Annotated in this window: 18 protein-coding genes and 2 pseudogenes; 10 read left to right on the top strand and 10 right to left on the bottom strand. The window is 73.3% G+C overall.

All coding sequences use genetic code 11. The annotated features are described in order from the left end of the window. Positions 1-225 precede the first annotated feature (225 nt). The 3 genes from D7044_RS05795 (at position 226) to D7044_RS05785 (ending at position 7083) form a co-directional block, all read left to right on the top strand. Positions 226-3306 carry a S8 family peptidase gene (locus D7044_RS05795; RefSeq protein ID WP_147434592.1) on the top strand — a complete coding sequence of 1027 codons (3081 nt, stop codon included), beginning with the start codon at positions 226-228 and terminating at the stop codon, positions 3304-3306. A gap of 305 nt (positions 3307-3611) precedes the next feature. Further along, positions 3612-5996 (top strand): ATP-binding protein, encoded by a 2385-nt coding sequence (locus D7044_RS33230; RefSeq protein ID WP_158609958.1) that lies wholly within the window; start codon positions 3612-3614, stop codon positions 5994-5996. Between the two features lie 73 nt (positions 5997-6069). Then, positions 6070-7083, top strand: a complete 1014-nt coding sequence (locus D7044_RS05785) for an NAD-dependent epimerase/dehydratase family protein (protein ID WP_120684021.1) — start codon at positions 6070-6072, stop codon at positions 7081-7083. 70 nt (positions 7084-7153) lie between these two features. Here D7044_RS05785 and D7044_RS05780 read toward each other — a convergent pair whose 3' ends face one another. The 3 genes from D7044_RS05780 to D7044_RS05770 form a co-directional block, all read right to left on the bottom strand. Continuing rightward, positions 7154-8029 carry a universal stress protein gene (locus D7044_RS05780; protein ID WP_120688198.1) on the bottom strand — a complete coding sequence of 292 codons (876 nt, stop codon included), beginning with the start codon at positions 8027-8029 and terminating at the stop codon, positions 7154-7156. Next, entirely contained in the window at positions 8026-10428 is a 2403-nt protein-coding gene (locus tag D7044_RS05775) for a phosphoketolase family protein (protein WP_120684026.1), read from the bottom strand. The genes D7044_RS05780 and D7044_RS05775 overlap by 4 nt, the downstream gene beginning before the upstream one ends. Positions 10429-10534: 106 nt before the next feature. Next, the gene (locus tag D7044_RS05770; protein WP_120688197.1) at positions 10535-11365 is read right to left on the bottom strand and encodes a universal stress protein; all 831 of its coding nucleotides are present in this window, start codon (positions 11363-11365) and stop codon (positions 10535-10537) included. Between the two features lie 147 nt (positions 11366-11512). Between D7044_RS05770 and D7044_RS05765 the strand changes: the two genes are divergently transcribed. The 7 genes and pseudogenes from D7044_RS05765 to D7044_RS05740 all read left to right on the top strand — a co-directional run bounded on the left by D7044_RS05765 (position 11513) and on the right by D7044_RS05740 (position 16917). Further along, the gene (locus D7044_RS05765; protein ID WP_120688196.1) at positions 11513-11749 is read left to right on the top strand and encodes an HTH domain-containing protein; all 237 of its coding nucleotides are present in this window, start codon (positions 11513-11515) and stop codon (positions 11747-11749) included. After that, a pseudogene (locus D7044_RS33615) lies at positions 11749-11934 on the top strand (Clp protease N-terminal domain-containing protein); the annotation flags it as partial. The gene D7044_RS05765 and the pseudogene D7044_RS33615, both read left to right, overlap by 1 nt. 186 nt (positions 11935-12120) lie before the next feature. After that, positions 12121-12312: pseudogene (locus D7044_RS33610) on the top strand (Clp protease N-terminal domain-containing protein); the annotation flags it as partial. Between the two features lie 195 nt (positions 12313-12507). Next, entirely contained in the window at positions 12508-13512 is a 1005-nt protein-coding gene (locus D7044_RS05755; protein ID WP_120684032.1) for a diacylglycerol/lipid kinase family protein, read from the top strand. Further along, the gene (locus D7044_RS05750; RefSeq protein ID WP_120688194.1) at positions 13505-14572 is read left to right on the top strand and encodes a YihY/virulence factor BrkB family protein; all 1068 of its coding nucleotides are present in this window, start codon (positions 13505-13507) and stop codon (positions 14570-14572) included. Before D7044_RS05755 ends, D7044_RS05750 begins: the two co-directional genes overlap by 8 nt. Before the next feature lie 53 nt (positions 14573-14625). Continuing rightward, positions 14626-16116, top strand: coding sequence for a phosphatase PAP2 family protein (locus tag D7044_RS05745; RefSeq protein ID WP_120688193.1), 1491 nt, complete (start codon positions 14626-14628; stop codon positions 16114-16116). 3 nt (positions 16117-16119) lie between these two features. After that, positions 16120-16917 carry an endonuclease/exonuclease/phosphatase family protein gene (locus D7044_RS05740; RefSeq protein WP_120688192.1) on the top strand — a complete coding sequence of 266 codons (798 nt, stop codon included), beginning with the start codon at positions 16120-16122 and terminating at the stop codon, positions 16915-16917. Between the two features lie 218 nt (positions 16918-17135). Here the strand turns inward: D7044_RS05740 and D7044_RS05735 are convergent, their stop codons facing one another. From D7044_RS05735 to D7044_RS05705, 7 genes are all read right to left on the bottom strand, one after another. After that, on the bottom strand, positions 17136-18098 hold the full coding sequence (locus D7044_RS05735) for a TIGR03557 family F420-dependent LLM class oxidoreductase (protein ID WP_120688191.1): 963 nt from the start codon (positions 18096-18098) through the stop codon (positions 17136-17138). Positions 18099-18196: 98 nt separating this feature from the next. Beyond that, entirely contained in the window at positions 18197-18517 is a 321-nt protein-coding gene (locus D7044_RS05730; protein WP_120684042.1) for a DMT family transporter, read from the bottom strand. 11 nt (positions 18518-18528) lie between these two features. Next, positions 18529-19737 carry an RNA polymerase sigma factor gene (locus D7044_RS05725; RefSeq protein ID WP_233564878.1) on the bottom strand — a complete coding sequence of 403 codons (1209 nt, stop codon included), beginning with the start codon at positions 19735-19737 and terminating at the stop codon, positions 18529-18531. Between the two features lie 66 nt (positions 19738-19803). After that, complete coding sequence (locus tag D7044_RS05720; RefSeq protein ID WP_233564886.1) at positions 19804-20196, bottom strand: YciI family protein; 393 nt, start codon at positions 20194-20196, stop codon at positions 19804-19806. A gap of 114 nt (positions 20197-20310) precedes the next feature. After that, complete coding sequence (locus D7044_RS05715) at positions 20311-22452, bottom strand: alpha-galactosidase (protein WP_120688188.1); 2142 nt, start codon at positions 22450-22452, stop codon at positions 20311-20313. Next, the gene (locus D7044_RS05710; protein WP_120684049.1) at positions 22449-23360 is read right to left on the bottom strand and encodes a carbohydrate ABC transporter permease; all 912 of its coding nucleotides are present in this window, start codon (positions 23358-23360) and stop codon (positions 22449-22451) included. Before D7044_RS05710 ends, D7044_RS05715 begins: the two co-directional genes overlap by 4 nt. After that, positions 23357-24310 (bottom strand): carbohydrate ABC transporter permease, encoded by a 954-nt coding sequence (locus tag D7044_RS05705; protein WP_120688187.1) that lies wholly within the window; start codon positions 24308-24310, stop codon positions 23357-23359. The genes D7044_RS05710 and D7044_RS05705 overlap by 4 nt, the downstream gene beginning before the upstream one ends. Positions 24311-24322: the final 12 nt, after the last annotated feature.

Raw genomic sequence — 24322 nt, 5'->3', positions numbered from 1 at the left:
CGGTCCGCGCCGGGTCTCCCGGCGGCCGACCGGAGGTGACTGAACGGCCCCTCGGAGCGGCCCGCGGCCCGCCAAATGACATGGAAAGTACCCGTGACGTTACGAGACTGTTTCCAAGGTAACGGCTGGGTTGCGGCCGCTTTCGCGTGATCGGCTGTCGCTCCTACGTTTCGGCCACCGTCACCGTTCGCGTGACGGGCGGCACACGATGCGGAGGACGACGACGTGCCAGAACGGAACCTGCCACGGGCCGGGCGTACCCGGCGCGGGGTGAGCATGCTTGCCGCGGCGACGCTGGTCGCGGCCGGCCTCACGAGTATGACTGGGGGCGCCGCCACCGCCGCCGGGGCGACCGGCGGCGAACCGACCGCCCGGTACCTCGTCCAGCTCGACGGCGAGCCGTTGGCGACCTACACCGGCGGCGTGGCCGGGATCGCGGCGACCAAGCCGGCCCGGGGCGGCAAGCTGAACCGGAGCTCCGGCAGCGCCACGGCCTACCGGGAGCACCTGCGCCGCGAGCGCACCGACGTGCTGGCCGGGGTGGGCGTCACCAGCAAGCCCCGGGTGACGATGGAGACGGCGTTCAACGGCTTCGTGGCGGAGCTCACCGGGCCGCAGGCCGCCCGGCTGCGCGCCAGCAGCGGCGTGCGGGCGGTCTACCCGGACCGCAAGGTGCACGCGCTCACCTCCCACACCCCGGACTACCTGGGCCTGACCGGCCGCTACGGGGTGTGGCGGGAGCAGTTCGGCGGCACCGACCGGGCCGGCGAAGGCATGATCGTCGGGGTCATCGACAGCGGCTTCTGGCCGGAGAGCGCGAGCTTCGCGCCGCTGCCCAGCCCGCGTCCGGACCAGGCGGTCATCGACGGCAAGTGGAAGGGCGCCTGCGACGTCGGCGTCGAGGCGCCGGTCACCTGCAACAACAAGGTGATCGGGGCGCGCTGGTACAACGACAGCGGAATCGCCGACGCGTTCCCCGACGACTTCCTCTCGCCCCGTGACCGCAACGGCCACGGCACCCACACGGCGAGCACCGCCGCCGGCAACAACGGCGTCCGGGCCAGCTCCGGCGGCCGTGACCTCGGCACGATCTCCGGCATGGCGCCGGCCGCCCGGCTCGCGGTCTACAAGGCGCTCTACGACGACGGCGCCGGCTCGGCCGTGGGCAGCGAGATCGACATCGTGCACGCCATCGACGACGCGGTCGCCGACGGCGTCGACGTGATCAACTACTCGGTCGGTGACGACAACGAGACCCTCAACGCGATCGACGCGGCGTTCTTCAACGCCGCCGTGGCCGGGGTCTTCGTGTCGGCGGCCGCCGGCAACGCCGGTCCGACGCCGAGCACCGTCGACAACTCCAGCCCGTGGGTGACCACGGTGGCCGCGACCGCCACCGACCAGCAGTACACCCGGAAGCTCACCCTCGGCAACGGCACCACCATCGCGGGTGTGGGCATGGGCGAGACCGGCGTCGGACCGGCCCCGCTGGTCACCGCGCGGGACAGCGCGATCGACCCGAACAACACCTACGCGGCCGAGCTCTGCGCCGACGACGTGTTGGACCCGGCCAAGGTCAAGGGCAAGATCGTGATGTGTCTACGCGGCGAGATCCCGCGTACCGACAAGAGCATCGCCGTCGCGCAGGCCGGCGGTATCGGCATGGTGATGTACAACGACACGTTGAACTCCCTCAACGCCGACGTGCAGGCCGTGCCCTCCGTGCACATCGACGAGGTCGACGCGGCGGCGGTCCTCGCGTACGTCGCCGGCGGCAACGCCACGGCGAGCATCTCGCCGAGCACCCTGGAGACGGTCGAGGCCCCCTCCGTCGCCCCCTTCTCCGCGGCGGGTCCGTCGAAGTTGAGCGCCGGTGACCTGCTGAAGCCGGACATCAGCGCCCCCGGCGTGGACGTGGTCGCGGCGTTCTCGCCGTCGGCCGGCGGCAACGACTTCGCCCTGGAGTCCGGTACGTCGATGGCGGCGCCGCACATCGCCGGCATCGCCGCGCTGGTGCTGGCCAAGCACCCGGACTGGTCGCCGTCGGCGGTCCGTTCGGCGCTGATGACCAGCGCGGTCGACCGCACCGACAAGGGCAACCCGATCAAGATCGGCAGCTACGACGCGACCCCGCTGAACTACGGCGCCGGTGAGGTGCAGCCCGGCGGTGCGTTCGACCCGGGCCTCGTCTACGACTCCACCTCGCAGGACTGGCTGCAGTACCTGTGCGGGCTGGACGAGGACCGGGCGAGTGAGACCGGGGCGAACGTGGAGGGTTGCGACGAGATCGGTGCGATCGACACCGTCCAGTTGAACTACCCGTCGATCGCCCTGGGCCGGATGGTCGGCAAGCAGAAGGTGACCCGCACCGTCACCAACGTCAGCGACCGGAGCAGCACGTACACCGCCTCGGTCGATGCGCCGGCCGGTTACAAGGTGAAGGTCACCCCGGCCAAGTTCACCGTCCGCCCCGGTAAGACGGCCCGTTTCACGGTGGAGGTCACCAACAGCGGCGGCGCGTTCGACACGTGGGCCGACGGCGCGCTGACCTGGCGCGACCAGTACCGGCACGACGTGCGGATCCCGCTGGTCGTGCAGAACAGCGGGCTGATCGCCCCCGACGCGATCACCGGCGCCGGCACCTCCGGCAGCGTCAAGATCCCCACCGAGGTCGGCTTCCAGGGCAAGCTGATCTCGCAGCTCACCGGCCTGACCGCGGGCACCGCCGACGCGGTCACGCTGCGCGGCGAGGGGGCGTCCTGGGACTGGTCCTCGCTGGACAACCTGCCGACTCCGCTGCCCGCCTCGATGTACCGCAGCACCGTGCACGTTCCGGCCGGCACCAGCAACCCGCACGTGCTGGTGACCTCGCAGTTGCCGGCCTGCTCGGCCATCGACTGGGAGGACGAGGAGGGGGTGATGGCGTGCACCGAGTACAGCGCCTACGTCTACGACACCGCCGGTATGTTCGTCACCGCCACGGTCAGCTCCCGCCGCGGCGCGCGGGTGGACCTGCCGGCCGCCGGGGACTACGTCATCGTCGTCGAGCAGGAGTTCGTCGAGAACCTGCCGGCCGGCCAGGACGGCGTCGGCTACACCGTCACCACCTACCTGCCGGGCGCGCCCGGCAGCTCCACCGGCCGGCTCACGATCGACCCGAAGCAGCGCTCGGTGCAGCCGGGGGCCAAGGCGAAGCTGACGCTGCGCTGGTCCGGTCTGAAGCCCGGGGTCCGCTACGTCGGGCAGCTCGAGTTCCGCAACGGCGACGGTCCGCTCAAGAGCGTGCCGATCACCGTCCAGTCCTGAATCACCCCCTTAGGGCCTGGGTCAAAGTCCCTGGCCGGCCTGCGGCGGGCCCAGACGACGACCGGCGGCGTCGGGGCTTCGTCCGGATACAACACCGGTATCCCAACGAAGCCCCGCCTTGCCGGATCGCCGCCTGAACTCCGCCTCGGCTCGACCGAGGACTTTGACCCAGGCCCGAGGCCCGGTGGGCCGGCTGCGTGACCCAGGTCACCGCCGGCCCGCCGGGCCGCCCCCGCTTCCGGCCGAGGTGATGTGCTCGCCACACGGTGACCGGCGGCGGTGGGAACGACGTGCGGGGCGGCGGGGTGGCATCCCCGAACCGCGCCGGACGCCTGCGCGGGCCCGTCGAATTCGTCGGGCGCGCCGACGAGCTGGCCCTGCTGCGCCGGCTCGTCGGTACCCCGCCGTGCCTGGTCCTGATCGAGGGCGAGCCCGGCATCGGCAAGAGCCGGTTCGTCCGCGAACTGTTCGCCTCGCTGCCCGGGCAGCTCCTGATCGGCGAGTGCGACGACGTTCCCGAACCCTTCCCGCTCGGTGTCCTGCTGGACGCCGTCCGGGCCCACGCCGACCGGCTCGGCCCGCTCAACCCGGTGGCCGGCGCCCTCGCCCCGCTGCTGCCCGAACTCGCCGAGGTGCTGCCGGCCGCGCCGCCGCCGCTGGCCGACCCGGCGGCGGAGCGACACCGGCTGCTGCGTGCCGTCAGCGCGGTGCTCGCCGGGCTGGCCCCCGCCGTACTGGTCTTGGAGGACCTGCACTGGGCGGACCCGGCGACCTGCGACTTCCTCGCCTACCTCAGCGGTCACCCGGTGGCCGGGCTGGCCGTGGTGCTCACCGCCCGGCCCCCGGCGCCGGACGGCAGCACGCCGATCCACGACGCGTTGGCGCGTACGCCACCCGGGTCGGTCACCCGCGTTCCGCTGGGTCCGCTCGGGGCCGAGGACGTACGCCGGCTGGCCGCTGGGGCGCTGCGCCTCGGTGAGCCGCCGCGACAGCTCACCACCACTCTGCTCGACCGCACGGCCGGCATTCCGTTCGTGGTGGAGGAGGTGCTGCGGACTCTCGCCGAGCGGGGCGGCGACCCGCTCGCGGACGACAGCGTCCCGTTCGTCCTGCGCGACGTGCTGCTGTGGCGGCTGCGCCCGCTCGACGAGCTCACCCGGGAGGTGCTCGGTGCGGCCGCCGTGCTCGGCCGGGCACCCGACCCGCGCATCCTGGCGGCGGTGCTGGGCCGGGAGCGCGCCGCCGTCGCCGCGGCGTTGACCGGGGCGCACCGGGCCGGGCTGCTGCACGACGCCGGGGACGGGCTGCGGTTCCGGCACGACCTCGCCCGGCAGGTCGTCTACGACCTGGTACCCCGGCAGACCCGCGAGTGGCTGCACCTGCGCATCGCCCGGGTGCTGGAGCAGAAGCTGCCCCGGCCGGTCGCCCAGTTGGCGCACCACTACCGGCTGGCCGGCAGTGACGCGGACTTCGTCCGCAACGCGGAGGCCGCCGCCGACCTGGCCACCGAGCGCGGCGACGACGCGACCGCCGCCGGCTTCCTCCTGCAGACGATGGACGTCGCGGAGCTGCCCCGGCCGGTGCGGGTCCGGCTCGCCGGCAAGCTGGGCCGGTCGGCCATCGACGGGCTGAGCCAGGCCACCGCCATCCCGGTGCTGGAACGGCTGCTCGCCGACCGGCGGCTGCCGCCGGGCGCCCGGGGTGAGCTGGGGCTGGTGCTCGGGCGGCTGCTGCGCCAGCAGGGGGAGGCGCTGCGCGGGTACACCGAGATCGAACGGGCGGTGCCGTACCTGCGGGCCCTGCGCCGGCGGGCTCCGGCGCTCGCCGTGCTGGCGGCTCCGGACACCGTGGTCGGTCGGCACGTCGACGACCACCTCGCCCGTTGTGCGGAGGCCGAGGCCGCCGCCGAGGCCAGCGGCGACCCGGCGGCGCATCTCGCGGTACGCATCGCCCGGGCCTCGCTCCTGCTGGAGCTGGGTGACCCGGCGGCCTGGGCGGTCATCTCGGAGCTGCGCGCCTCCACGGCGCTCGCCGACCGCCCCCGCGAACACGCGCGGGCCTGCCTGAACTGGGCGCAGGGCGCGCTGCACGCGGGGCACCTGGAGCAGGCGGCGGCGCTGCTCACGGCCGGCCGGGAGCTGGTGGCGGAGACCGGGTACGAGCGGTTGACGACCCTGGTGGAGGCGACCGAGCTGTCGCTTCGTCGGGCCGCCGGGCGGTGGGACGGGTTGGCGGAGCGGATCGAGCGGCTGATCGTCGCGGCGGAGCGGATGCCGGTAACCCTGCTCGACGCGCGGGCGGAGCTGGCCACGGTGCTCGCGCGTACGGCCACCGGCGCGCAGGTGCGGCGGGCCGAGCGGACGCTGCGGGAGGTCGTCGTGGCCGCCGAGCGGGTCGGGGCGATCTGGCCGTTGGTGCAGGCACGCTCGGCGTGGGCCCGGCTGATCCTCGACGAGCGGCCCGAGGAGGCGGTCGGCCACGCGACCGGTGCGTTGGCGTTGGTGCGCGGTAAGGGCATCTGGGCCTGGGCCGCCGAGGCGGTCCTGGTGCTGACCGAGGCGGCCGTGGCGGCGGGCGAGCCGGCCCGCGCGATGGCTGCCGTCCGCGAGCTGGCGACCGGCATCGAGGGGCGCGACGCTCCCATCGCCCTGGCCGCCCTGCGCCGCTGCCGCCGACTGCTCGACGGCTGAGGTTCTGCTGTCGGCAGATACGCCCACCGTGAACAACGTCGATTCCCGACCGGGGACCGGGCACGGTGGGGACATGCGGCTTCTGGTGTTGGGTGGTACGGGATTCGTCGGCGCGGCGACGGTCGCGGAGGGGGTGCGGCGGGGCTGGTCGGTGACGGTGTTCAACCGGGGGCTGCACGGTGCCGTGCCGCCGGGTGTGCACCGGCTGCGGGGCGACCGGACGCAACCCGGCGGGTTGACCGCGCTCGCCGGCGGTGAGTGGGACGTGGTGGTGGACACCTGGGACGGCGCGCCCCGGGTGGCCCTCGACGCGGCTCGCGCGCTGGTCGACTCGGTCGGGCACTACGTCTACGTCTCCAGCGGCTCGGTCTACGCCGAACCGGTCGAGCCGGGATCGGGTGAGGACGCGCCGGTGGTCGAGGCCGCGCCGGAGGCCGAGGAGGGCGACTACCCGCAGAACAAGGCCGGCGCCGAGCGGGCGGTGCGTGAGGTCTTCGGTGAGCGCGCCCTGCTCGCCCGGGCCGGGCTGATCCTCGGTCCGGGCGAGGACATCGGCCGGCTGCCGTGGTGGTTGGGGCGCGTCGACCGGGGCGGTGACGTGCTGGCCCCCGGCCCGGCCGAGCTGCCGCTGCAGTACGTCGACGTACGCGACCTCGCCGGCTGGATGCTCGACCAGGGCGCGCGGGGGCGCGGCGGGGCGTACAACGTGGTCGGCCGCACCGGGCACGCCACGATGGGTGAGCTGCTCGACGCCTGCGTGCGGGTCACCGGGGCGGCGGCGCGGCTGCGCTGGACGCCGCCCGAGCCGATCCTGGCCGCGGGGATCACGCCCTGGATCGACCTGCCGATCTGGGTGCCGCGCGGTCACGAGTACCGGTGGTTGCAGGAGCGCGGCGTCGAGCGGGCTCACTCGGCCGGGTTGACCTGCCGTCCGCTGTTCGAGACGGTCGCGGACACCTGGCGGTGGCTGTCCGCGGTGGGTACGGTGCCGCCGCGGGCGGGGCGTCCGGCGCGGGCGCCGGTCGGCCTGGATCCGGCACGGGAAGCGGCCCTGCTGGCTTCGGTCGGCGGCGTCCAGAGCGTCTGATCGGCCGCGTTCCTCCGATCGGCGAGCACGACGACGGTCCGGGAACGCTGACCCGGACGCCCGACCCGGGTCAGCGTTCCCGGACGACCGCGACCGGGCACCGGGCGTGCTGGATGAGCTGCTGGCTCACCGAGCCGAGCAGCATCCCGCGCAGCCCACCCCGCCCGCGGGTGCCGACGGCGACCAGCTGTGCCCCGTCGCTCGCCTCGACCAGCAGGGACGCGGGAGCGCCGGCGGTCACCTCGACGGTGGCGTCCAGCTCCGGGAAGGTGCGCCGCCAGGGCGCGAGGGACTCCGCCAGCGCGGCGCGTTCGGCCGCCACCGCGTCGTCGACCTTCCCACCGGCGTCGCCCGCCCCCTGCGGCGACCAGGCCCGGAGCACCCGTAGCCGTACCCGTCGTGCGGCGGCCCGTTCGGCGGCGAGGCCGAGGGCCACGAGTGACTGCTCGGAGCCGTCCACACCTACCACCACCGGCCCGCCGGGCGACCCGACCGGCACGTCCCCGGCGGGGGAGCGGACCACCACCACCGGGCAGTGCGCGTGGGCGGTGACCGTGACGGTGGTGGAGCCGACGAGGAGGCCGGCGAAGCCGCCGTGCCCCCGGCTGCCGAGCACCAGCAGCGCGGCCTCCGCCGAGCGCTCCTGGAGCAGGAGCGCGGCGGGGCCGTCGAGCACCTCACCGGTGACGTCCAGGCCCGGGTGCGCGCCGGCCGCGTCGGCCGCTGCCCGGTGCACCAGCTGGTCGACCTCGTTGCGGGCGGTCTCGTCCGGCCAGAAGCCGGGGGCGACGCCGGGGCCGAGCCAGCCGACCACCGTCGACCATTCGAAGACGTACGCGAGGCGGACCGGTCGGCCGGTGAGCCGCGCCTCGTCCAGGGCCCAGCCCAGCGCCACCGCCGCGTCCGGGGAGCCGTCGTAGCCGACCAGGATCTCGTTGCCGCTCACGAGCCGCTCCGCAGCTGCGGATCGGTCTCCCGGATCCAGCGCCACTCGGCGACCCGGGGGTCGTCCTCACCGTGCCGGCGGGTGTAGTCCCGGCAGGCCTGACGGCTGTCGACCATGTACTGGCGCAGGTGGGCGGCGCGGGCGGCCAGTCCGGGCACCCGGTCGATGACGTCGATGACCAGGTGGTAGCGGTCCAGGTCGTTGAGCATCACCATGTCGAACGGGGTGGTGGTGGTGCCCTCCTCCTTGTAGCCGCGTACGTGCAGGTTGTCGTGGTTGGTACGGCGGTAGGTGAGGCGGTGGATCAGCCACGGGTAGCCGTGGTAGGCGAAGATGATCGGCCGGTCGGCGGTGAAGATGGTGTCGAACTCGTTGTCCGGCAGGCCGTGCGGGTGTTCGGTGGGCGGCTGGAGCCGCATCAGGTCGACCACGTTGACCAGCCGCACCTTCAGCTCGGGCAGGTGCTGGCGGAGCAGGTCCGCGGCGGCCAGCGTCTCCAGCGTCGGTACGTCGCCGCAGCAGGCGAGCACCACGTCCGGTTCGCTGCCGGTGTCGTTGCTCGCCCAGTCCCAGATGCCCAGGCCGCGTCGGGTGTGCTGGATCGCCTCGGACATGGTCAGCCAGTTCGGGGCGGGCTGCTTCCCGGCCACCACCACGTTGATGTAGTGCCGGCTGCGCAGGCAGTGGTCCATGGTGGAGAGCAGGGTGTTGCCGTCCGGCGGCAGGTAGACGCGGACCACTTCGGCCTTCTTGTTCACCACGTGGTCGATGAAGCCGGGGTCCTGGTGCGAGAACCCGTTGTGGTCCTGCCGCCAGACGTGGCTGGAGAGCAGGTAGTTCAGCGAGGCGAGCGGACGTCGCCACGATATGCCCCGGGTGACCTTGAGCCACTTCGCGTGCTGGTTGACCATCGAATCGACGATGTGGATGAAGGCCTCGTAGCTGGTGAAGAGTCCGTGCCGTCCGGTCAGCAGGTAGCCCTCCAGCCACCCCTGGCACAGGTGCTCGGAGAGCACCTCCATCACCCGCCCGTCGGGGGAGAGATGGTCGTCGCTGGGGAGCGTCTCGGCGACCCAGGCCCGTCCGGTGACCTCGAACGCCGCGCCGAGCCGGTTGGAGGCGACCTCGTCCGGCCCGAAGAGCCGGAACGTCTCCGGGTTGGCGGCGATGACGTCGCGGATCCAGTTGCCGAGCAGCCCGGTGGCCCCGGCCATCGGCTCACCCGGGCTGGGTACGTCGACGGCGTACTCACGGAAGTCGGGGAGGGTGAGTTCGCGCAGCAGGAGCCCGCCGTTGGTCACCGGGTTGGCGCTCATCCGCCGGTCTCCGCCGGGTGGGAGCGCGACCAGCTCGGCGACGGGCGCGCCGTTGGTGTCGAAGAGCTCCTCCGGCCGGTAGCTGCGCAGCCAGCGCTCCAGCTCGGCGAGGTGCGCCGGATTGGTGCGGACCTCGGAGAGCGGTACCTGGTGGGCGCGGAAGGTGCCCTCCACGGGTGCGCCGTCGACCTCGCGCGGGCCGGTCCAGCCCTTCGGTGTCCGCATGATGATCATCGGCCAGCGGGGGCGTTCGATGGGCCCGCCGGAGCGGGCCAGCTGCTGGATGGTCGCGATCTCGTCGAGCGCCCGGTCCAGCGTGGCGGCGAGCGTCCGGTGCACCCGTGCCGGGTCGTCGCCGGCGACCACGTACGGCTGGTAGCCGTTGCCGCGCATGAGTTCGAGCAGGTCCTGCTCGGGGATCCGGGCCAGTACGGTGGGGCCGGCGATCTTGTAGCCGTTGAGGTGCAGGATCGGCAGGACCGCCCCGTCGCGGGCCGGGTTGAGGAAGACGTTGGAGAGCCAACTGCCGGCCAGTGGCCCGGTCTCCGCCTCGCCGTCGCCGATCACGCAGGCGACCACCAGGTCGGGGTGGTCGAAGGCGGCGCCGTACGCGTGGCTGAGCGCGTACCCCAGCTCGCCGCCCTCGTGGATCGAGCCCGGCACCTCCGCGGCCACATGGCTGGGGATGCCGCCGGGGAAGGAGAACTGCCGGAACAGTCGGCGCATGCCGGCCTCGTCGCGGCCGACGGCGGGGTAGCGCTCGGTCCAGCTCCCCTCGAGCCAGGTGTTCGCCACGATCGCCGGGCCGCCGTGACCCGGTCCGGTGATGAACATGGCGTTCAGGTCGCGCTCGACGATGACGCGGTTGAGGTGGGCGTAGAGCAGGTTCAGGCCGGGGCTGGTGCCCCAGTGGCCGAGCAGCCGGGGCTTGAGGTGCTCGGCGGTGAGCGGCTCCCGCAGCAGGGGATTGTCCAGCAGGTAGATCTGCCCGACGGTGAGGTAGTTGGCCGCCCGCCAGTACGCGTCCAGCCGGCGCAGCTCGTCCTCGGTCAGCGGGCTCTGCGTGTCGAGAGCGGTGTCCATGGTGACTGAGCCTCTCGCGGTTCGGGGAGTGCTGCATCCGGAAGCGCATCTCCTGGTGGCGGCACGACCGGCGCGCGGGGCGGCCGTCGGTTCCGCCGGGCGGACGTCATGCCCCCTGGGGGGCGGTGTCGGTCATGCCGCGGACGATGATCACCGGCGACGGCGCGTGGTAGAGCAGGGCCTGCGCGACCGCACCGAGCATGCCCCGGCCCGGCTCGTCGCCGCGCGGCGCGACCACCGTCACCTGCGCCGAGCGTGACTGTTCGACGAGTACGGTCTCCGGGGCGCCGCGGATGGTGTGGCATTCGACGGGCACCTCGCGGTGTCGACCGGCGTACCGGTCGACGGCCTCGACGAGCTGCCGGGAGATCTCCTCGTCCTCCTCGTCGGGCTCCACCACCCGCAGGGCGAGCAGCCGGCTGCCGCGCCGTTTCGTGCACTCGAACGCCCACTCCAGGGCCTGGTAGGAGCTGGGTGAGCCGTCCACGCCGATCAGTACGGGGCCCTGCGGCGGCGGTTCGCGGCGGGTCACCAGCACGGGGCAGCTGGCCTGGGCGGCGAACTGCACGGCGGGCGCCTCGGACGGTACGCAGTCGCCGCAGGTGCCCATGCCGCCGTCGCCGACGACGAGGAGGAACGCCTGCTGGGAGCGGCGCAGCAGGATGGGGATCCGAGGCCCCTCGACGATCTCGCCGGTGACCGTGAGCTCCGGCTCGACGTCGCGGGCCAGGTCGTTGGCCCGGGCGAGCAGGTCCTCGGCCTCGTCGCGTGGCGCGGCCACGGTCTCCGCCTCGAAGGCGGTGCGCCAGTCGAAGGCGTGCACCAGGTGCAGCGGCCGGCCGTGCGTGACGGCTTCCTGGGCGGCGAGCGGCACCATCGCGAGGTTGCGGTCCGAGCCGAGGCCGACCAGTACCGGCCGTTCGGTGGCTGCGGTCATCGGACATCACCTCCCGGGCGTCGCGCCCGGCACGACCACGCTCCCTCGTCCCCGAGGGTAGTCGCGCGACGGTGGGTGGCGGGTCGGTTCGCCGCCGGAATGTCAACATGGGTTGACAGGGTTGCCCTGTCAACGTACGTTGACAGCATGAGTCAGGCGACGGAACTCGCGGCGGCCGCCGGCAGCGCCGACCCCCGGGTCGGGCTGCGCGCCGTCCGCGCGCTGCGCCGGCTGCTCGAGCGGCTGGAGGTGGTCCAGGTCGACAACGCCCGCCGACAGGGCTGGTCCTGGCAGGAGATCGCCGACTCGCTCGAGGTCAGCCGGCAGGCGGTCCACAAGAAGCACGGCGGGCGACCCGCGGTCCCCACCTCCTGGGAGGCGTGATGTTCGAACGGTTCACCGACCGCGCCCGCGACATCGTCCGCCGGGCGCGGGACGAGGCCCGAGCCGAGGGGCAACGGCCGGTAGGCACCGAGCACCTGCTGCTCGCCCTGCTCGCCGACGAGGCGAGCCTCGCCCGCCGGATCCTGGCCGAGGTCGGCCTCGACGCCGGCGACCTGCGGGCCCGCATCCGCCGGCACGTCGAGACCGGCGGTGTCGGCCTCGGCGACGCCGACGCGGCGGCGCTGCGCGAGATCGGCATCGACCTGGCCGCCATCGTGGCCCGGGTCGAGCAGACCTTCGGCCCCGACGCGCTGCGCGAGGCGATGCCGGAGCCGCGCCGCCGCTGGGGCCGGCGCCGCTACTCCGGCGGCCCGTTCTCGCCGCGGTCGAAGAAGGTTCTGGAGCTGTCGTTGCGGGAGGCGATCCGGCTGCGGCACCACCACATCGGCAGCGAACACATCCTGCTCGGCCTGCTCCGCGAGGGTCACGGACTGGCGGCGCTGGTGCTCACCGAGGCCGGCGCCGACCTCGACGACCTGCGCCGCCGGGTGGAGCAGGCGCTGCGTACCGCCGCCTGAAACGGCGTCCCGGACGGCCGACCCGCCGGCCCGACCCGGGTCCGAGCCGCTCCGGCGGTTCGGCCGCGGGCCGGCAGGGCGCTCGGGCGGCGGTGGGCCGTCGCAAACCTCTCTGTGGCGCTTGCGACGCGGACGCCGACACGGCTCGCCGAACGACGCCGGTTGCTGCAAACTGACGCCGTGAATGCTGGACGGCGTGCGCGGCCCGCGCGTGACGACGGCGGGCTGCGCTCCGCCGTCGTGGTCAACCCGGTCAAGGTGGCCGACCTGGCGAGGCTGCGCCGTACGGTGAACGACGCCCTCGCCGCCGCCGGCTGGCCCGAGCCGCTCTGGTACGAGACCAGCGTCGAGGACCCGGGCCGGGGCCAGACCGAGGCGGCCGTCGAGGCCGGCGTCGAGGTGGTCTTCGCCTGCGGCGGCGACGGCACCGTCATGTCCTGCGTCAGCGCGCTGGTCGGCACCGACGTGGCCCTCGCCGTCCTGCCCCAGGGCACCGGCAACCTCCTCGCCGCCAACCTCGGACTCTCCACCGACCTCGCCGCCGGGCTGCAGGTCGCCGTCGAACGCGGCCGCCGACGGCTCGACGTGGGTGAGGTCGACGGGCGCTACTTCACCGTGATGGCCGGCATGGGTTTCGACGCCCAGATGCTCGCCGCCACCAGCGAGGCGACCAAGGCGCGGATCGGCTGGCCCGCGTACGTCGTGGGCGCCGCGCGGCACCTGCGGGACCGCCCGATGCGGGTGTCGATCCGGGTCGACGACCGACCCCCGGTGCGCCGCCGCGCCCGCTCGGTGCTGGTCGCCAACGTCGGCCGGCTGCAGGGCGGCATCCGGCTGCTCAGCGAGGCCGAACCGGACGACGGCTGGCTCGACGTCGCCGTGCTCACCCCGCGCTCCCTGCGGGACTGGCTCTCCCTCGGCTGGGCCGTGATGAGACGCCGGGGGAGGGTGCCGAGGATGGAGGTCTTCCGCGGCCGGCGGGTGCTGGTCACCGCCAGCCGGGCCCAGCCTCGGGAACTCGACGGTGACCTCATCGCCCCCGGCCGGCGGCTGCGCGCGGTGATCCGGCCGAAGGCGCTCTGGTTGTGCGTACCGCAGCCCGAACGGGCGCGGGACCTCGCCGTCGACGCGGACCGTGCCGCCGAGCGGGGTGAGCAGCTGGTCGAGGAGGCGCGCCGTGAGTAGTACCCGGATCGTGCCGGAGACCCGCCTCATGGCCGACGAGGAGCTCTCCGCCGACGACGCCTGGCACACGCTGCGCCGGCAGGGCGGCTGGCACCTGCTGCGGGACGCCTTCATCCGGTTCCGTTACGGCGACGGGTTCAGCCACTCCCGCGCCTTCGCGCTCCAGCTCTGCCTCGCCGTGGTGCCGTTCCTGATCGCGCTCACCGGTCTGATCAGCGAGCTGGGCGTGGAGGAGGGCGGGCGGGTGGTCGCCGACACGGTGCTGGCGGTGACCCCCGGGGCGAGCGAGCCGGTCGTGGCCGAGCTGCTCGGCGAGGGGGAGAGCACCGAGGACGCCGGCGAACTGGCACTCACCCTCGGCCTGCTCACCGGGTTGGTCACGCTCACCACCAGCATGGCGCAGATCGAGCGTGGCGCAAACCGGATCTACGGCGTGGAGCGGGACCGGCCGGCCCTGCGGAAGTACCTGCGGGCCGCGGTCCTCGCGGTGACCGCCGGCGTCCCGGCGCTGGCCGGGTTCCTGATCCTGGTGGGCGGCGGCCCGATGGGCGACTCGGTGCAGCGGCACTACGCCTGGGGCGAGTGGGTGCACGGCGGCTGGGACGTGATCCGCTGGCCGCTCAGTCTCGCGCTGACCGTGCTCGCGGTGGCCGTGCTCTTCCGCCACGCGCCCCGACGCCGGCAACCCGGACTCTCCTGGCTCTTCTTCGGCGCCGGCATCGCGACCGCGCTCTGGTGGCTGGCCAGCCTGCTGCTGGCCGCGTACGTCAACTTCAGCGACGCGTTCGGCCAGACGTACGGCGCGTTGACCGGGATGATGGCGCTGCTGCTCTGGGCCAACCTCACCGGCATGGCGCTCTTCGGCGGGCTCGCGTTCGCCGCGCAGCTGGAGGCGCTGCGCATCGGTGTGCGGGAGCCGGCCGAGCCGGACCTGTGGGAGCCGGAGACGGTACGCGCCGAGACGTCCGTTTCGGGAACCCCGTCGCGGCCCGCCGCCGCTGCGCCCCCGTCCGCGCCTCGACCTCGGGCGCCCCGCCGCCCGCGCAAACCCGCGGTGTAGGCGTCGCGCGAACCGGGTAAAGCCGCCTCCCAGAGCGACCAGGGAGGTGCGGGGTGACGGCGGTCAGATCGGTGCTGCGGCGACCTGTCGGACATTTCGCCGAGCGGAGCGTCGCCGGGCTGGCGCTGGTCACCGGCGCCGGCGTCGCGTTCGGACTGCTGCTCATGCTGGTCCGGTTCCGGTGGAGCCCGCTCTACAGCGCGGACCGTGCGGTAGCGGAGTGGTTCAACGACCTCGTCGCGCCGCACGGCCCCGTGGTCACGGTGCTCCAGGCGGTCACCGACCTCGGTGGACGACCGGTCCTGATCTGGCTGGTCACCATCGCCGTGGTCGGGTTGCTCATCCGCCGGCAGCCCCGGTTGGCCGTCTACCTGATCGTCACCGGGGTGGGCGGGCTGATCCTCGACCCGTCGCTGAAGACGCTGGTCGGCCGGCTCCGGCCGATCGTCGACGTGCCGGTGGCCAGCGCACCCGGCAACAGCTTCCCCAGCGGGCACGCCCTGGGATCGTTCGTGGCGTACGGCGCGCTGCTGCTGGTCTTCCTCCCGGCGCTGGCGCCCCGCTGGCGTCGGCCCGCCATCGCCGTGGTCGCCGCGCTGGTGGCCCTCATCGGGCTGACCCGCATCGCGCTCGGCGTGCACTTCGTCTCCGACGTGCTCGCCGGGTGGCTGCTCGGCGCGGCCTGGCTCGGCATGACCGCGTACGCCTTCCGGCTGTGGCGGCGCGAGCGGGGCCGGCCGGCGCCACCGCTGGCGGAGGGGCTGGAGCCCGAGGTGGGGCACGACATCGCCCCCGCCCCGGCCGAGGAGCACGTGCTGGAGCACCCCCGCTCGGCCGTGGCCGAACTCCTCGTCGGGTGGGTGCTGGTCTTCGGGGCGCTCTACGGCTTCGGCATGTACGTCAGCTACCACGCCGGCGGGTCGTTCCTGGCCACCCTCGACGCCGAGGTGCCGCGCTGGTTCGCACAGCGGCACACCCCGGCGCTGACCGAGCTGAGCTGGTGGTGGAGCAAGTTCGGCGACACCCACGCGGTCCTGCTCGTCTCGCTGGTGTTCTGCCCGCTGGTGCTCGCCGTGTGGCGACGGTGGCGGCCCGTGCTCTTCGTGGCGCTGGCCATGTTCGGCGAGCTGAGCCTCTTCCTGGCGAGCGCCCACGCGGTCGACCGGCCCCGCCCGCCGGTGGAGAACCTGGACGGGCCGATGCCGACGTCGTCGTTCCCGTCCGGTCACATCGCCGCCACGATCTGCCTCTACGCGGCGATCGCCGTGCTGGTCATGGCCCGCACCGACCGGTGGTGGCGGTGGCTGACCGTGGCGCTCGCCGTGCTCATGCCGCTCGGGGTGGCCACCTCCCGGATCTACCGGGGCATGCACCACCCCACCGACTTCATGGGCGCCATCCTGCTCAGCGCGCTCTGGATCGGCCTGCTGTACTGGGTCATCCGGCCCAACGCCGACGTGCACGAGGGCAACCGGCCGAGCATCGAGGCGGAGGACGTGCACACCCTCGACGACGAGCTGGTCAGGGCCGTCCGAACGGAGTGAATCGTGCTGCGCGTGATGACCTGGAACATCCGCACCGGTGGTCGGGACGGCGACGGCTCCGACCGGCGGGACGAGATCGTCGAGCTGATCGACGCGCAGCGGCCGGACGTGCTGCTCCTGCAGGAGCTGCGCGGCTTCGACGACCGGGTGCTGGCCGGCTTCGCCGACCGGCTGGGCCTGCGCCCGCACCGGGCGCCCAGCTGCCTGGGACAGCCGGTGGCGGTGCTCGTCCGCCCACCGCTGCGTACGCTCGCGGCGGCCCCGTTGCGTCGGCCGTTCCACCACGCGGCGGGCCGGGTCGTGCTCGGCACCGACGCGGGGGCGCTCACCGTGCTCGGTGCGCATCTGACCCCGTACTCGGGCGGCTGGCGGCGGGTCGAGGTGGACTGGCTGGTACGCGCCGTCCGGCGGGCGCCGGGTGAGCTGACCGTGGTCGGTGGCGACCTGAACGCGCTGGACCCGGCGACGGACCACACCGAGCAGCTGAGCCGGCTCCAGCCGAGGTACCGCCGCCGGCACCTGCGCCGCGACGGGCGCACGGCGGACACCCGGGCGGTGGGCGTGCTGCTCGGCGCGGGCCTGGTCGACCTGCAACGGGCCTTCGGCGGGCCGGACGACGGGCACACCGTGCCGACCTGGCACGGCGGGGCGGAGTTCGTCGCGATGCGGCTGGACTACCTGCTCGGCTCCCCGGCGCTGGCCGCTCGGGTGCGGGAGGTCCGGGTGGTCCGGGGTGGCGTCGCGGAGCACGCCTCGGACCACTACCCGTTGGTCGCCGAGGTGGAGCTGAAGCCCGCCTGACCGCCTGCCGGCCCGCGCCCCGCCGTGGCGCGTCACGGACCGACCCGGCCGACCGCACGGGTCAGAGCAGCACGTTGACCAGGACGGTGAGCAGCACCGAGGCGAGCACCGAGAAGAGGATCATCAGCAGGCAGCCGAGCCCACCGCCGAGCGGGCGGACCTCCACATTGCCGATTCGCACCGCAATCCCTCCGTCGGGCGCTTCGTCGTCGACCGGTTCACAGTTCGCGCAGGCGGGGCAGGAGCTGTTCCTGAGCCCAGTCCAGGAACATCGGCTGGCGGTCGCCACCCACCTGGACGAGGGCCACGTGGGTGTAGCCGGCCTCGACGAAGGCCCGGAACGCCTCGACGTGCCGGTCGACGTCCGGACCGCAGGTGATCCCCTGCGCCACGTCCTCCTCGCGGACGAACTGGGTGGCGGCGGCGAACGACCCCGGGTTGGGCAGGTCGGGCATCACCCGCCATCCCATCCCGAACCAGCGGAACTGTTCGTGTGCGAGCTTGCGGCACTCGGCCTCGTCCGGGCCGTAGCAGACCATCAGCTGGCCGTAGCGGTTGCGCCCGCCGCCGCCCGCGTCCTCGTAGAGCTGGATGATCTGCGGATCGGGCTCGGTGGCGATGAGGCCGTCGCCGTACTCGGCGGCGAGGCTGGCCGACTGCGGACCGGAGGCGGCGACCGCCATCGGCACCGGGGTCTCCGGGCGGTCCCAGACGTACGCGTCGGGCACCTCGAAGTGGTTGCCGGAGAAGGTCAGCGTCTCGCCGTTGAGCAGCGGGCGGATGATCTGCAGCGCCTCCTCGAACATCTCGTGCCGCTGCTGCACGTGTGGCCACTCGCCGACCACGTGTTCGTTGAGGTTCTCGCCCGCGCCGAGGCCGAGGGTGAACCGGCCGTCGGAGAGCAGCCCGACGGTGCTGGCCTTCTGGGCTACCACGGCCGGGTGGTAGCGGCGGAGCGGGCAGGTGACGAACGACATCAGCTCGACCCGACTGGTGGCGTGCGCCACCGCGCCCAGCACCGACCAGGCGTACGGGGAGTGGCCCTGCGAGTCCAGCCAGGGGTAGTAGTGGTCGGAGATCACCAGCTGGTCGAAGCCGGCCGCCTCCGCCCGTATCGCGTGGTCGACCAGCTCCTTCGGCCCGGCCTGCTCGCACAACAGGGTGTAGCCAACGCTGACCATGTGGCAGCCCTCCTTACCCACCGGCGGATCATCCCCGGATACCCGGTCGGGCCGGGATCAACCCTACGTTCCGGTTTGGGGTGAATCGCCGATCCGGGTCAGTGAGCGCCGTTCAGGTTCACGATCACCACCCCCGCGATGATCAATGCGATGCCGACGAGCTTCACCGCACCGACCGGTTCACCGAGGAAGACCGCGCCGATCGCGACGATCGTGGCGGTCCCCAACCCCGACCAGAGGGCGTACGCGACGCCGACAGGGATCTGCTTCACCGCCTGCGACAGCAGCACGAACGCCAGCCCGTAGCCGCCGAGGCAGGCCAGGGTCGGCCAGAGCCGGGTGAACCCCTCGGTGGCCTTGAGCAGGCTGGTGGCCATCACCTCGGCCGCGATCGCGATGCCCAGCAGGACGTACGCCATGTCGTACCTCGTCACTCGTCGTTCGGTGCGGTCTCCACCGTGGCCAGCCGGGCGGCCCGCATGGTCAGGTACCGCTGCTCGGGCAGGCTGTTCGTCCGGCCCGCCGCCGCCCGGTAGTCGGCGACCGCGCGGTCGCGCTCGCCCGCCATCTCGTACAGGTGGGCGCGGGCGGCGTGCAACCGGTGGTGCCCGGCCAGCCGGGGATCGTCCGCGAGCCCGGCCAGGGCGGCCAGGCCGGCTTCCGGCCCGTGCACCATGGCGGTCGCCACCGCGCGGTTGAGCGCCACCACCGGGCTGCCCGACTGCCGTTCGAGCACCTCGTACAGGGCGAGGATCTGCGGCCAGTCGGTGCGCTCGGCCGAGGGCGCCTCGTCGTGCAGCGCGGCGATGGCGGCCTGGAGCTGGTACGGCCCGACGGGCCCGCGGGGCAGCGCGTGGGTGACCAGCGCGACGCCCTCGGCGATGGCCGTCGCGTCCCACCGGCTGCGGTCCTGCTCGGCCAGGGAGATCAGCTCACCCGACGGCCCGGTACGCGCCGGGCTGCGCGCCTCGGTGAGCAGCATCAGCGCCAGCAGCCCGGCCGTCTCACTGTCGTCGGGCAGCCGGTCGTGCAGCGCCCGGGTCAGCCGGATCGCCTCCGCCGAGAGGTCCACCCGACGCAGCTCCGGCCCGGCGCTGCTGGTGTGCCCCTCGGTGAGGATCAGGTAGAGCACGTGCCGGACGGCGGCCAGCCGCTGACCGCGGTCGGCGTCGTCGGGCATCCGGAACGGCAGGCCGGAGTCCCTGATCCGCTGCTTGGCGCGGCTGATGCGCTGGGCCATCGTGGCCTCCGGGACCAGGAACGCGTGGGCGATCTCGGCGGTGCTCAGGCCGCCGACCGCACGCAGGGTGAGCGCGATGGCCGAGGTGGGGGAGAGCGCCGGATGGCAGCAGAGGAAGAGCAGAATCAGGGTGTCGTCCCGCTCGGCGAGCAGCTGCTCGTCCGCGGCCGGGGCCGCCCGCCGGTCGTCCGGCTCGCGCCGCGCCACCAGCTCCTCCCGGCCGCGCCGGGCGGTCTCCGCGCGGACCAGTTCGATCATCCGCCGGTACCCGACCTGGATCAGCCAGCCACGCGGGTTCGTCGGCACCCCCTCGTCCGGCCACTGGACGGTCGCGGCGAGCAGCGCCTCCTGGACGGCGTCCTCGGCGGCGGCGAAGTCACCGAAGCGCCGGGCGAGCACGCCGAGGACCTGCGGCGCCAGCTCGCGCAGCAGGTCCTCGGTGCGTCGGTCGATGGTGGCCAGCCGTCACAGCTCCTGCGGCGGGGCGGACATCACCGGGTGCACCTCGATCGGCATGTTCAGTGGGCGGCCACCCGGGCCGGGGGCGGTGGAGATGAACGCGGCGATCTCCGCGGCCCGTCGGGGGTTCTCACAGTCGACGATCCACCAGCCGGCGAGGAACTCCTTCGTCTCCGGGAACGGCCCCTCGGTCACCACCGGCACGCCGCCCTCGCCGGCCCGGACGATCCGGGTCTGCTCCGGGCCGCCGAGCCCCTCGCCCTGCACCCACTCCCCGTCCGCCATCAGCTTGGCGTTGACGTCGCCCATGAAGGCGATGTGCGCCTGGATCTCCTCCGGCGTCCACGTCCCGATCGGGGGGAACTCGGTCCCGGCGGCGCTGAACTGCATCAGCAACATGTACTTCACGGTCGGCTCCTCACGCCTGCGCACCTCATTCTCGGTGCTCTCACCCTGAGGTAGAAGCAGCGGCCCGCCGTCTCGACATACCCGGCCGAGATTCTTCGAAAAAAATCAGTCGACCGCGCTGGCCTCCAGCAACAGCGCCTGCTCGGGGTGCAGGGCCGGCAGCTGCAGGCCCACGCTGCCCAGCGCGGCCCCGGTGAGGGTCACCCCGGTCGGCAGCCAGCCCGGCTCGGTCCGCTGCATCGTCGCCGGCGCCGGTACGCCCTCGGCCGGCCGCACCGTGTAGCGGCGTCGCCGGTCCAGGCCGGGCAGCCGGAGCGCGCCCGGAACCTGGGCCACGGAGGTGGTCAGCCGGCTGACCGCGTACACCGCCCGGGAGCCGTCGGGGGCGACCACGCCGTGTGCCCAGACCGCCGGATCGGGGTGCTCCACCCGGACCGTACGGCCGGTGTGCAGCAGCGGGCGCAGCCGCTTGTGCAGCGCCACCCAGGAGGCCAGCTCGGCGCGCTGCACCGGGCTGATCGAGGCGATGTCCCACTCGATGCCGTAGTGGCCGAAGAACGCCACCGCGGCCCGGAAACCGAGATCGTGCACCCGGTTGGTGGTGTGCGAGCGCTCCGGGCCGATGTGGCTGCCGACCAGCTCCGGCGGGAGCAGCAGCCCCGTCCAGCGCTGGATGGCGAGCCGCTCCAGGGCGTCGTTGCAGTCGCTGGCCCAGACCCGGTCGGTACGGGCGAGGATCTCCAGGTCGACCCGGGCACCGCCGGAGGCGCAGCTCTCGATCTCCACGCTCCGGTGGCGGCGGCGCAGCTCGTCGAGGAGGCGGTAGACCGCCTCGGTCTGCGCGTGCACCCCGGGCCGGCCGTGGTGGCCCGCCTCGGCGAGGTCCCGGTTGTGGTCCCACTTCAGGTAGCTGATCCCGGGATGCTCGGTGAGCAGCGCGTCCAGCCGCTCCAGCAGGTACGCGTACGCCCCGGGCTGGGCCAGGTCGAGCACCTGCTGGTTGCGCCACGACAGGGGCAGCCGTCCGGGGGTGGCGAGCACCCACTCGGGGTGGTCGCGGAACAGGTCCGAGTCCGGATTGACCATCTCCGGCTCGACCCAGAGACCGAACTGGAGCCCGAGCTTGGTGACGTGCTCGATCAGCGGGTGCAGGCCGTCGGGCCAGACGCCCTCGTCGACGTACCAGTCGCCGAGCCCGGCGGTGTCGGCGCGCCGGCCCCGGAACCAGCCGTCGTCCAGCACGAACCGTTCGACGCCGACCTCGGCCGCCTGGTCGGCGAGCGCGCGCAGCCGGTCCAGGTCGTGGTCGAAGTAGACCGCCTCCCAGACGTTGAGGGTGACCGGTCGCGGGGTGCGGGGGTGCCGCGGGCGGGCCCGCAGGTGGGTGTGCAGGACGTCGCTGAGCCCGTCCAACCCGGTGTCGGACCAGGCCGCGTAGAGCAGCGGCGTGGCGTACGACTCGCCGGGGCCGAGCACCACCTCGCCCGGGGTGAGCAGTTCGCCGCCACCGAGCGTCGCCGTGCCGGTGGGGCGCCGCTCGGCGAAGGTCACGTGGTCGCCGCTCCACGCGGTGTGCACCGCCCACAGCTCGCCGCTGCCGAAGCCGAAGCCGGCCGTACCGGCGACCAGGAGCAGCGTGGCGTCGTGGCCGGTACGCCCGTGCCGGCCCTCCCGGACCCAGGTGCCCACCGGCCACGGGTGCCGCTGCGGTGAGCGCTCCCGGCACCACCGGCCGGTCAGGTCGAGCAGTTCGGTGGCGACCGCCGGCACCGGCAGCACCGGCGTCAGCTCGCGCAGCTCGTACGGGCTCGCGCCGTCGTTGCGCAGCCGGTGTCGCAGCAGCACCAGCCCGGTCGGGTCCAGGGTGAGCTCGACGGTCAGCGACAGCCCCGCGTCGGGGTCGCCGGCGTGGACGTCGACCCGGGCGGGCGCCGCGACGTCCGACGGGTCGTCGACGTCCAGCCGGTCCAACCGGAACGCGGTGGACCAGTCGGCGCGGTCGCGGTGCCCGGCCAGCGCCGGCCGGCCGCTCCAACCGGCGCTCGCCTCGGGCAGCAGGGAGAGCACCGTCGGGGCGTCGAAGCTGCTGGGCACCACCGGCGGCACCGTGGCGTCGGCGAGCTGGCGCAGGCCGTCGTCGTCGAGGTCGCCGACGTCGCCGCCCCAGTGCACGAGCCGGGGCAGCCCCGGACCGCGCGCGTCGAGCACCAGGCTGGTCCGCGCGCGGCGCAGGTGGAGAACGCTCATCCCTTGCTGGCCCCCAAGGTCAGGCCCCGGACGAAGTGCCGCTGGAGCAGGAAGAAGATCACCAGAGTAGGGATCGCGACCAGCACGCTGCCGGCCGAGACCAGGTTGTTGTCGGTGAAGAACTCGCCGCGCAGGTTGTTCAGCGAGCTGGTCACGGGGAACTTGTCGCCGGTGCGCATGAGCACCGTGGCCCAGAAGAACTCGTTGTAGATCCAGGTGACCTCGAGCGTGGCGAGCGCGGCCAGGGCCGGCCGGCACAACGGCATGGTCACCTGCCAGTACTGCCGCCAGATGCTCGCACCGTCGACCATCGCGGCCTCGTACAGGTCGCGTGGCAGCGCCTTCATGTAGTTGCTGAGCACGAAGACGCAGAAGCCGCACTGGAACGCGACGTTGATCAGGATCAGGCCCCAGTAGCTGTCGTAGAGCAGCTCCGAGTCGCTCATGAACTCCGGCAGCGGCACCTGCGTGAAGAGCCGGAACAGCGGGATGAGCAGGGCCTGCTGGGGGAGCAGGTTGGCCGCGGTGAAGAGGCCGAGCAGCACCAGGTTGATCTTCCAGCTGAACCGGGCGATGACGAAGGCCACGCAGGAGGCGAGGAAGAGGGTCAGCAGCACCGCGGGGACGGTGATGTAGACCGAGTTGAGGAAGTGCTTGCCGAACTCGGCGGTCTGCCACGCCGTGACGTAGTTGTCGATGGTCCAGCCGCCGAACGAGACGTACCCGTGGCTGGCGGTGTACTCGTACGACCGCAGCGAGGTGAGCACGGCCCAGAGGACCGGGAAGAGCCAGCCGATCGCCACCGCGGCGAGGAAGACGTGCAGCACCACCCGCTGTGGGGTGGGGCGGCGGCGTGTCGGTCGGGCCTGTTCGGCGGCCGGTGGCCGCGTCAGGGTGCCGGTGCTCATCGGTCCTCCCCCCGCATCACGGTGACCAGGTAGATGGTGATGAAGACCAGCGACACGACCAGCATGATCGTCGCCAGCGCGGAGCCGAAGCCGATCCGGCTCGCCTCGCCCACCACGTTCTGGGTGACCAGGGCGGAGAGCAGCTCCAGTCCGTTGCGTCCCTTGTTGACGACCCAGACCAGGTCGAACGCGCGCAGCGACTCGATCACGGTGACCACCAGGACGATGATGTTGATGGGGCGCAGCACCGGGAAGATCACCCGGAAGAAGCTCTTCGCCTCCGAGGCGCCGTCGACGGCCGCGGCCTCGCGCAGCGACGGGTCCACGCCCTTCAGCCCGGCCAGGTAGAGCAGCATGATGTAGCCGACGTGTCGCCAGCCGGAGGCGAGCATGACCGCCCAGATGTTCACCCCCGGGTCGCCGTACCAGTCGACGTCGGTGCCGAGCACCGCGTTGAGCAGGCCCTGGTCGCGGGAGTAGATGAGCTGCCAGACGAAGCCGATGAGCGCCAGTGAGAGCACCACCGGCAGGTAGAGCGCGGTCTGGTAGAAGCGGCTGCCGCGCAGCTCCTTGTCGAGCAGTACGGCCAGGAACATGCCGAACGGGGTGGCCACCAGGAAGAGCACTGCGAGCCAGAGCAGGTTGTGCTGCACGGCCGGGACGAAGGGCGGGTAGTTGGTCAGCACGTCGCCGTAGTTGCGTCCGCCGACGAAGTCGATGTCGGCCAGCGGGCCGATGCCGTCCCAGTCGGTGCCGGAGAGCACCACGGTGGCCAGCGCCGGCAGCCATACCAGGGCGGTGACCAGCAGCAGTGGAATGAGCACCATCAGCGTGATCACCACGCGGTCGGTGCCGGACAGGAGCCGTAGCCGGCGGCCGCGACCACGGTTGGTGGTCGCGGCCGGCGGTTCCACGGCGCGATCCGCTTGGATCAGGGGCAGGTCGGACACGATGTCCTCCCC

Source organism: Micromonospora musae (assembly GCF_003626635.1).
Lineage (GTDB): Bacteria > Actinomycetota > Actinomycetes > Mycobacteriales > Micromonosporaceae > Micromonospora > Micromonospora musae.
Note: the sequence above shows the minus strand (reverse complement) of the source record. Positions and strands in the feature narration are given on the sequence as shown.

Bases quoted from the DNA above. Each gene is read 5' to 3' on its own strand.
- D7044_RS05785 (WP_120684021.1), top strand. From the start codon at position 6,070: ATGCGGCTTCTGGTGTTGGGTGGTACGGGATTCGTCGGCGCGGCGACG.
- D7044_RS05775 (WP_120684026.1), bottom strand. From the start codon at position 10,428: ATGGACACCGCTCTCGACACGCAGAGCCCGCTGACCGAGGACGAGCTG.
- D7044_RS05770 (WP_120688197.1), bottom strand. From the start codon at position 11,365: ATGACCGCAGCCACCGAACGGCCGGTACTGGTCGGCCTCGGCTCGGAC.
- D7044_RS05765 (WP_120688196.1), top strand. From the start codon at position 11,513: ATGAGTCAGGCGACGGAACTCGCGGCGGCCGCCGGCAGCGCCGACCCC.
- D7044_RS05735 (WP_120688191.1), bottom strand. From the start codon at position 18,098: ATGGTCAGCGTTGGCTACACCCTGTTGTGCGAGCAGGCCGGGCCGAAG.
- D7044_RS05730 (WP_120684042.1), bottom strand. From the start codon at position 18,517: ATGGCGTACGTCCTGCTGGGCATCGCGATCGCGGCCGAGGTGATGGCC.
- D7044_RS05720 (WP_233564886.1), bottom strand. From the start codon at position 20,196: ATGTTGCTGATGCAGTTCAGCGCCGCCGGGACCGAGTTCCCCCCGATC.
- D7044_RS05715 (WP_120688188.1), bottom strand. From the start codon at position 22,452: ATGAGCGTTCTCCACCTGCGCCGCGCGCGGACCAGCCTGGTGCTCGAC.
- D7044_RS05710 (WP_120684049.1), bottom strand. From the start codon at position 23,360: ATGAGCACCGGCACCCTGACGCGGCCACCGGCCGCCGAACAGGCCCGA.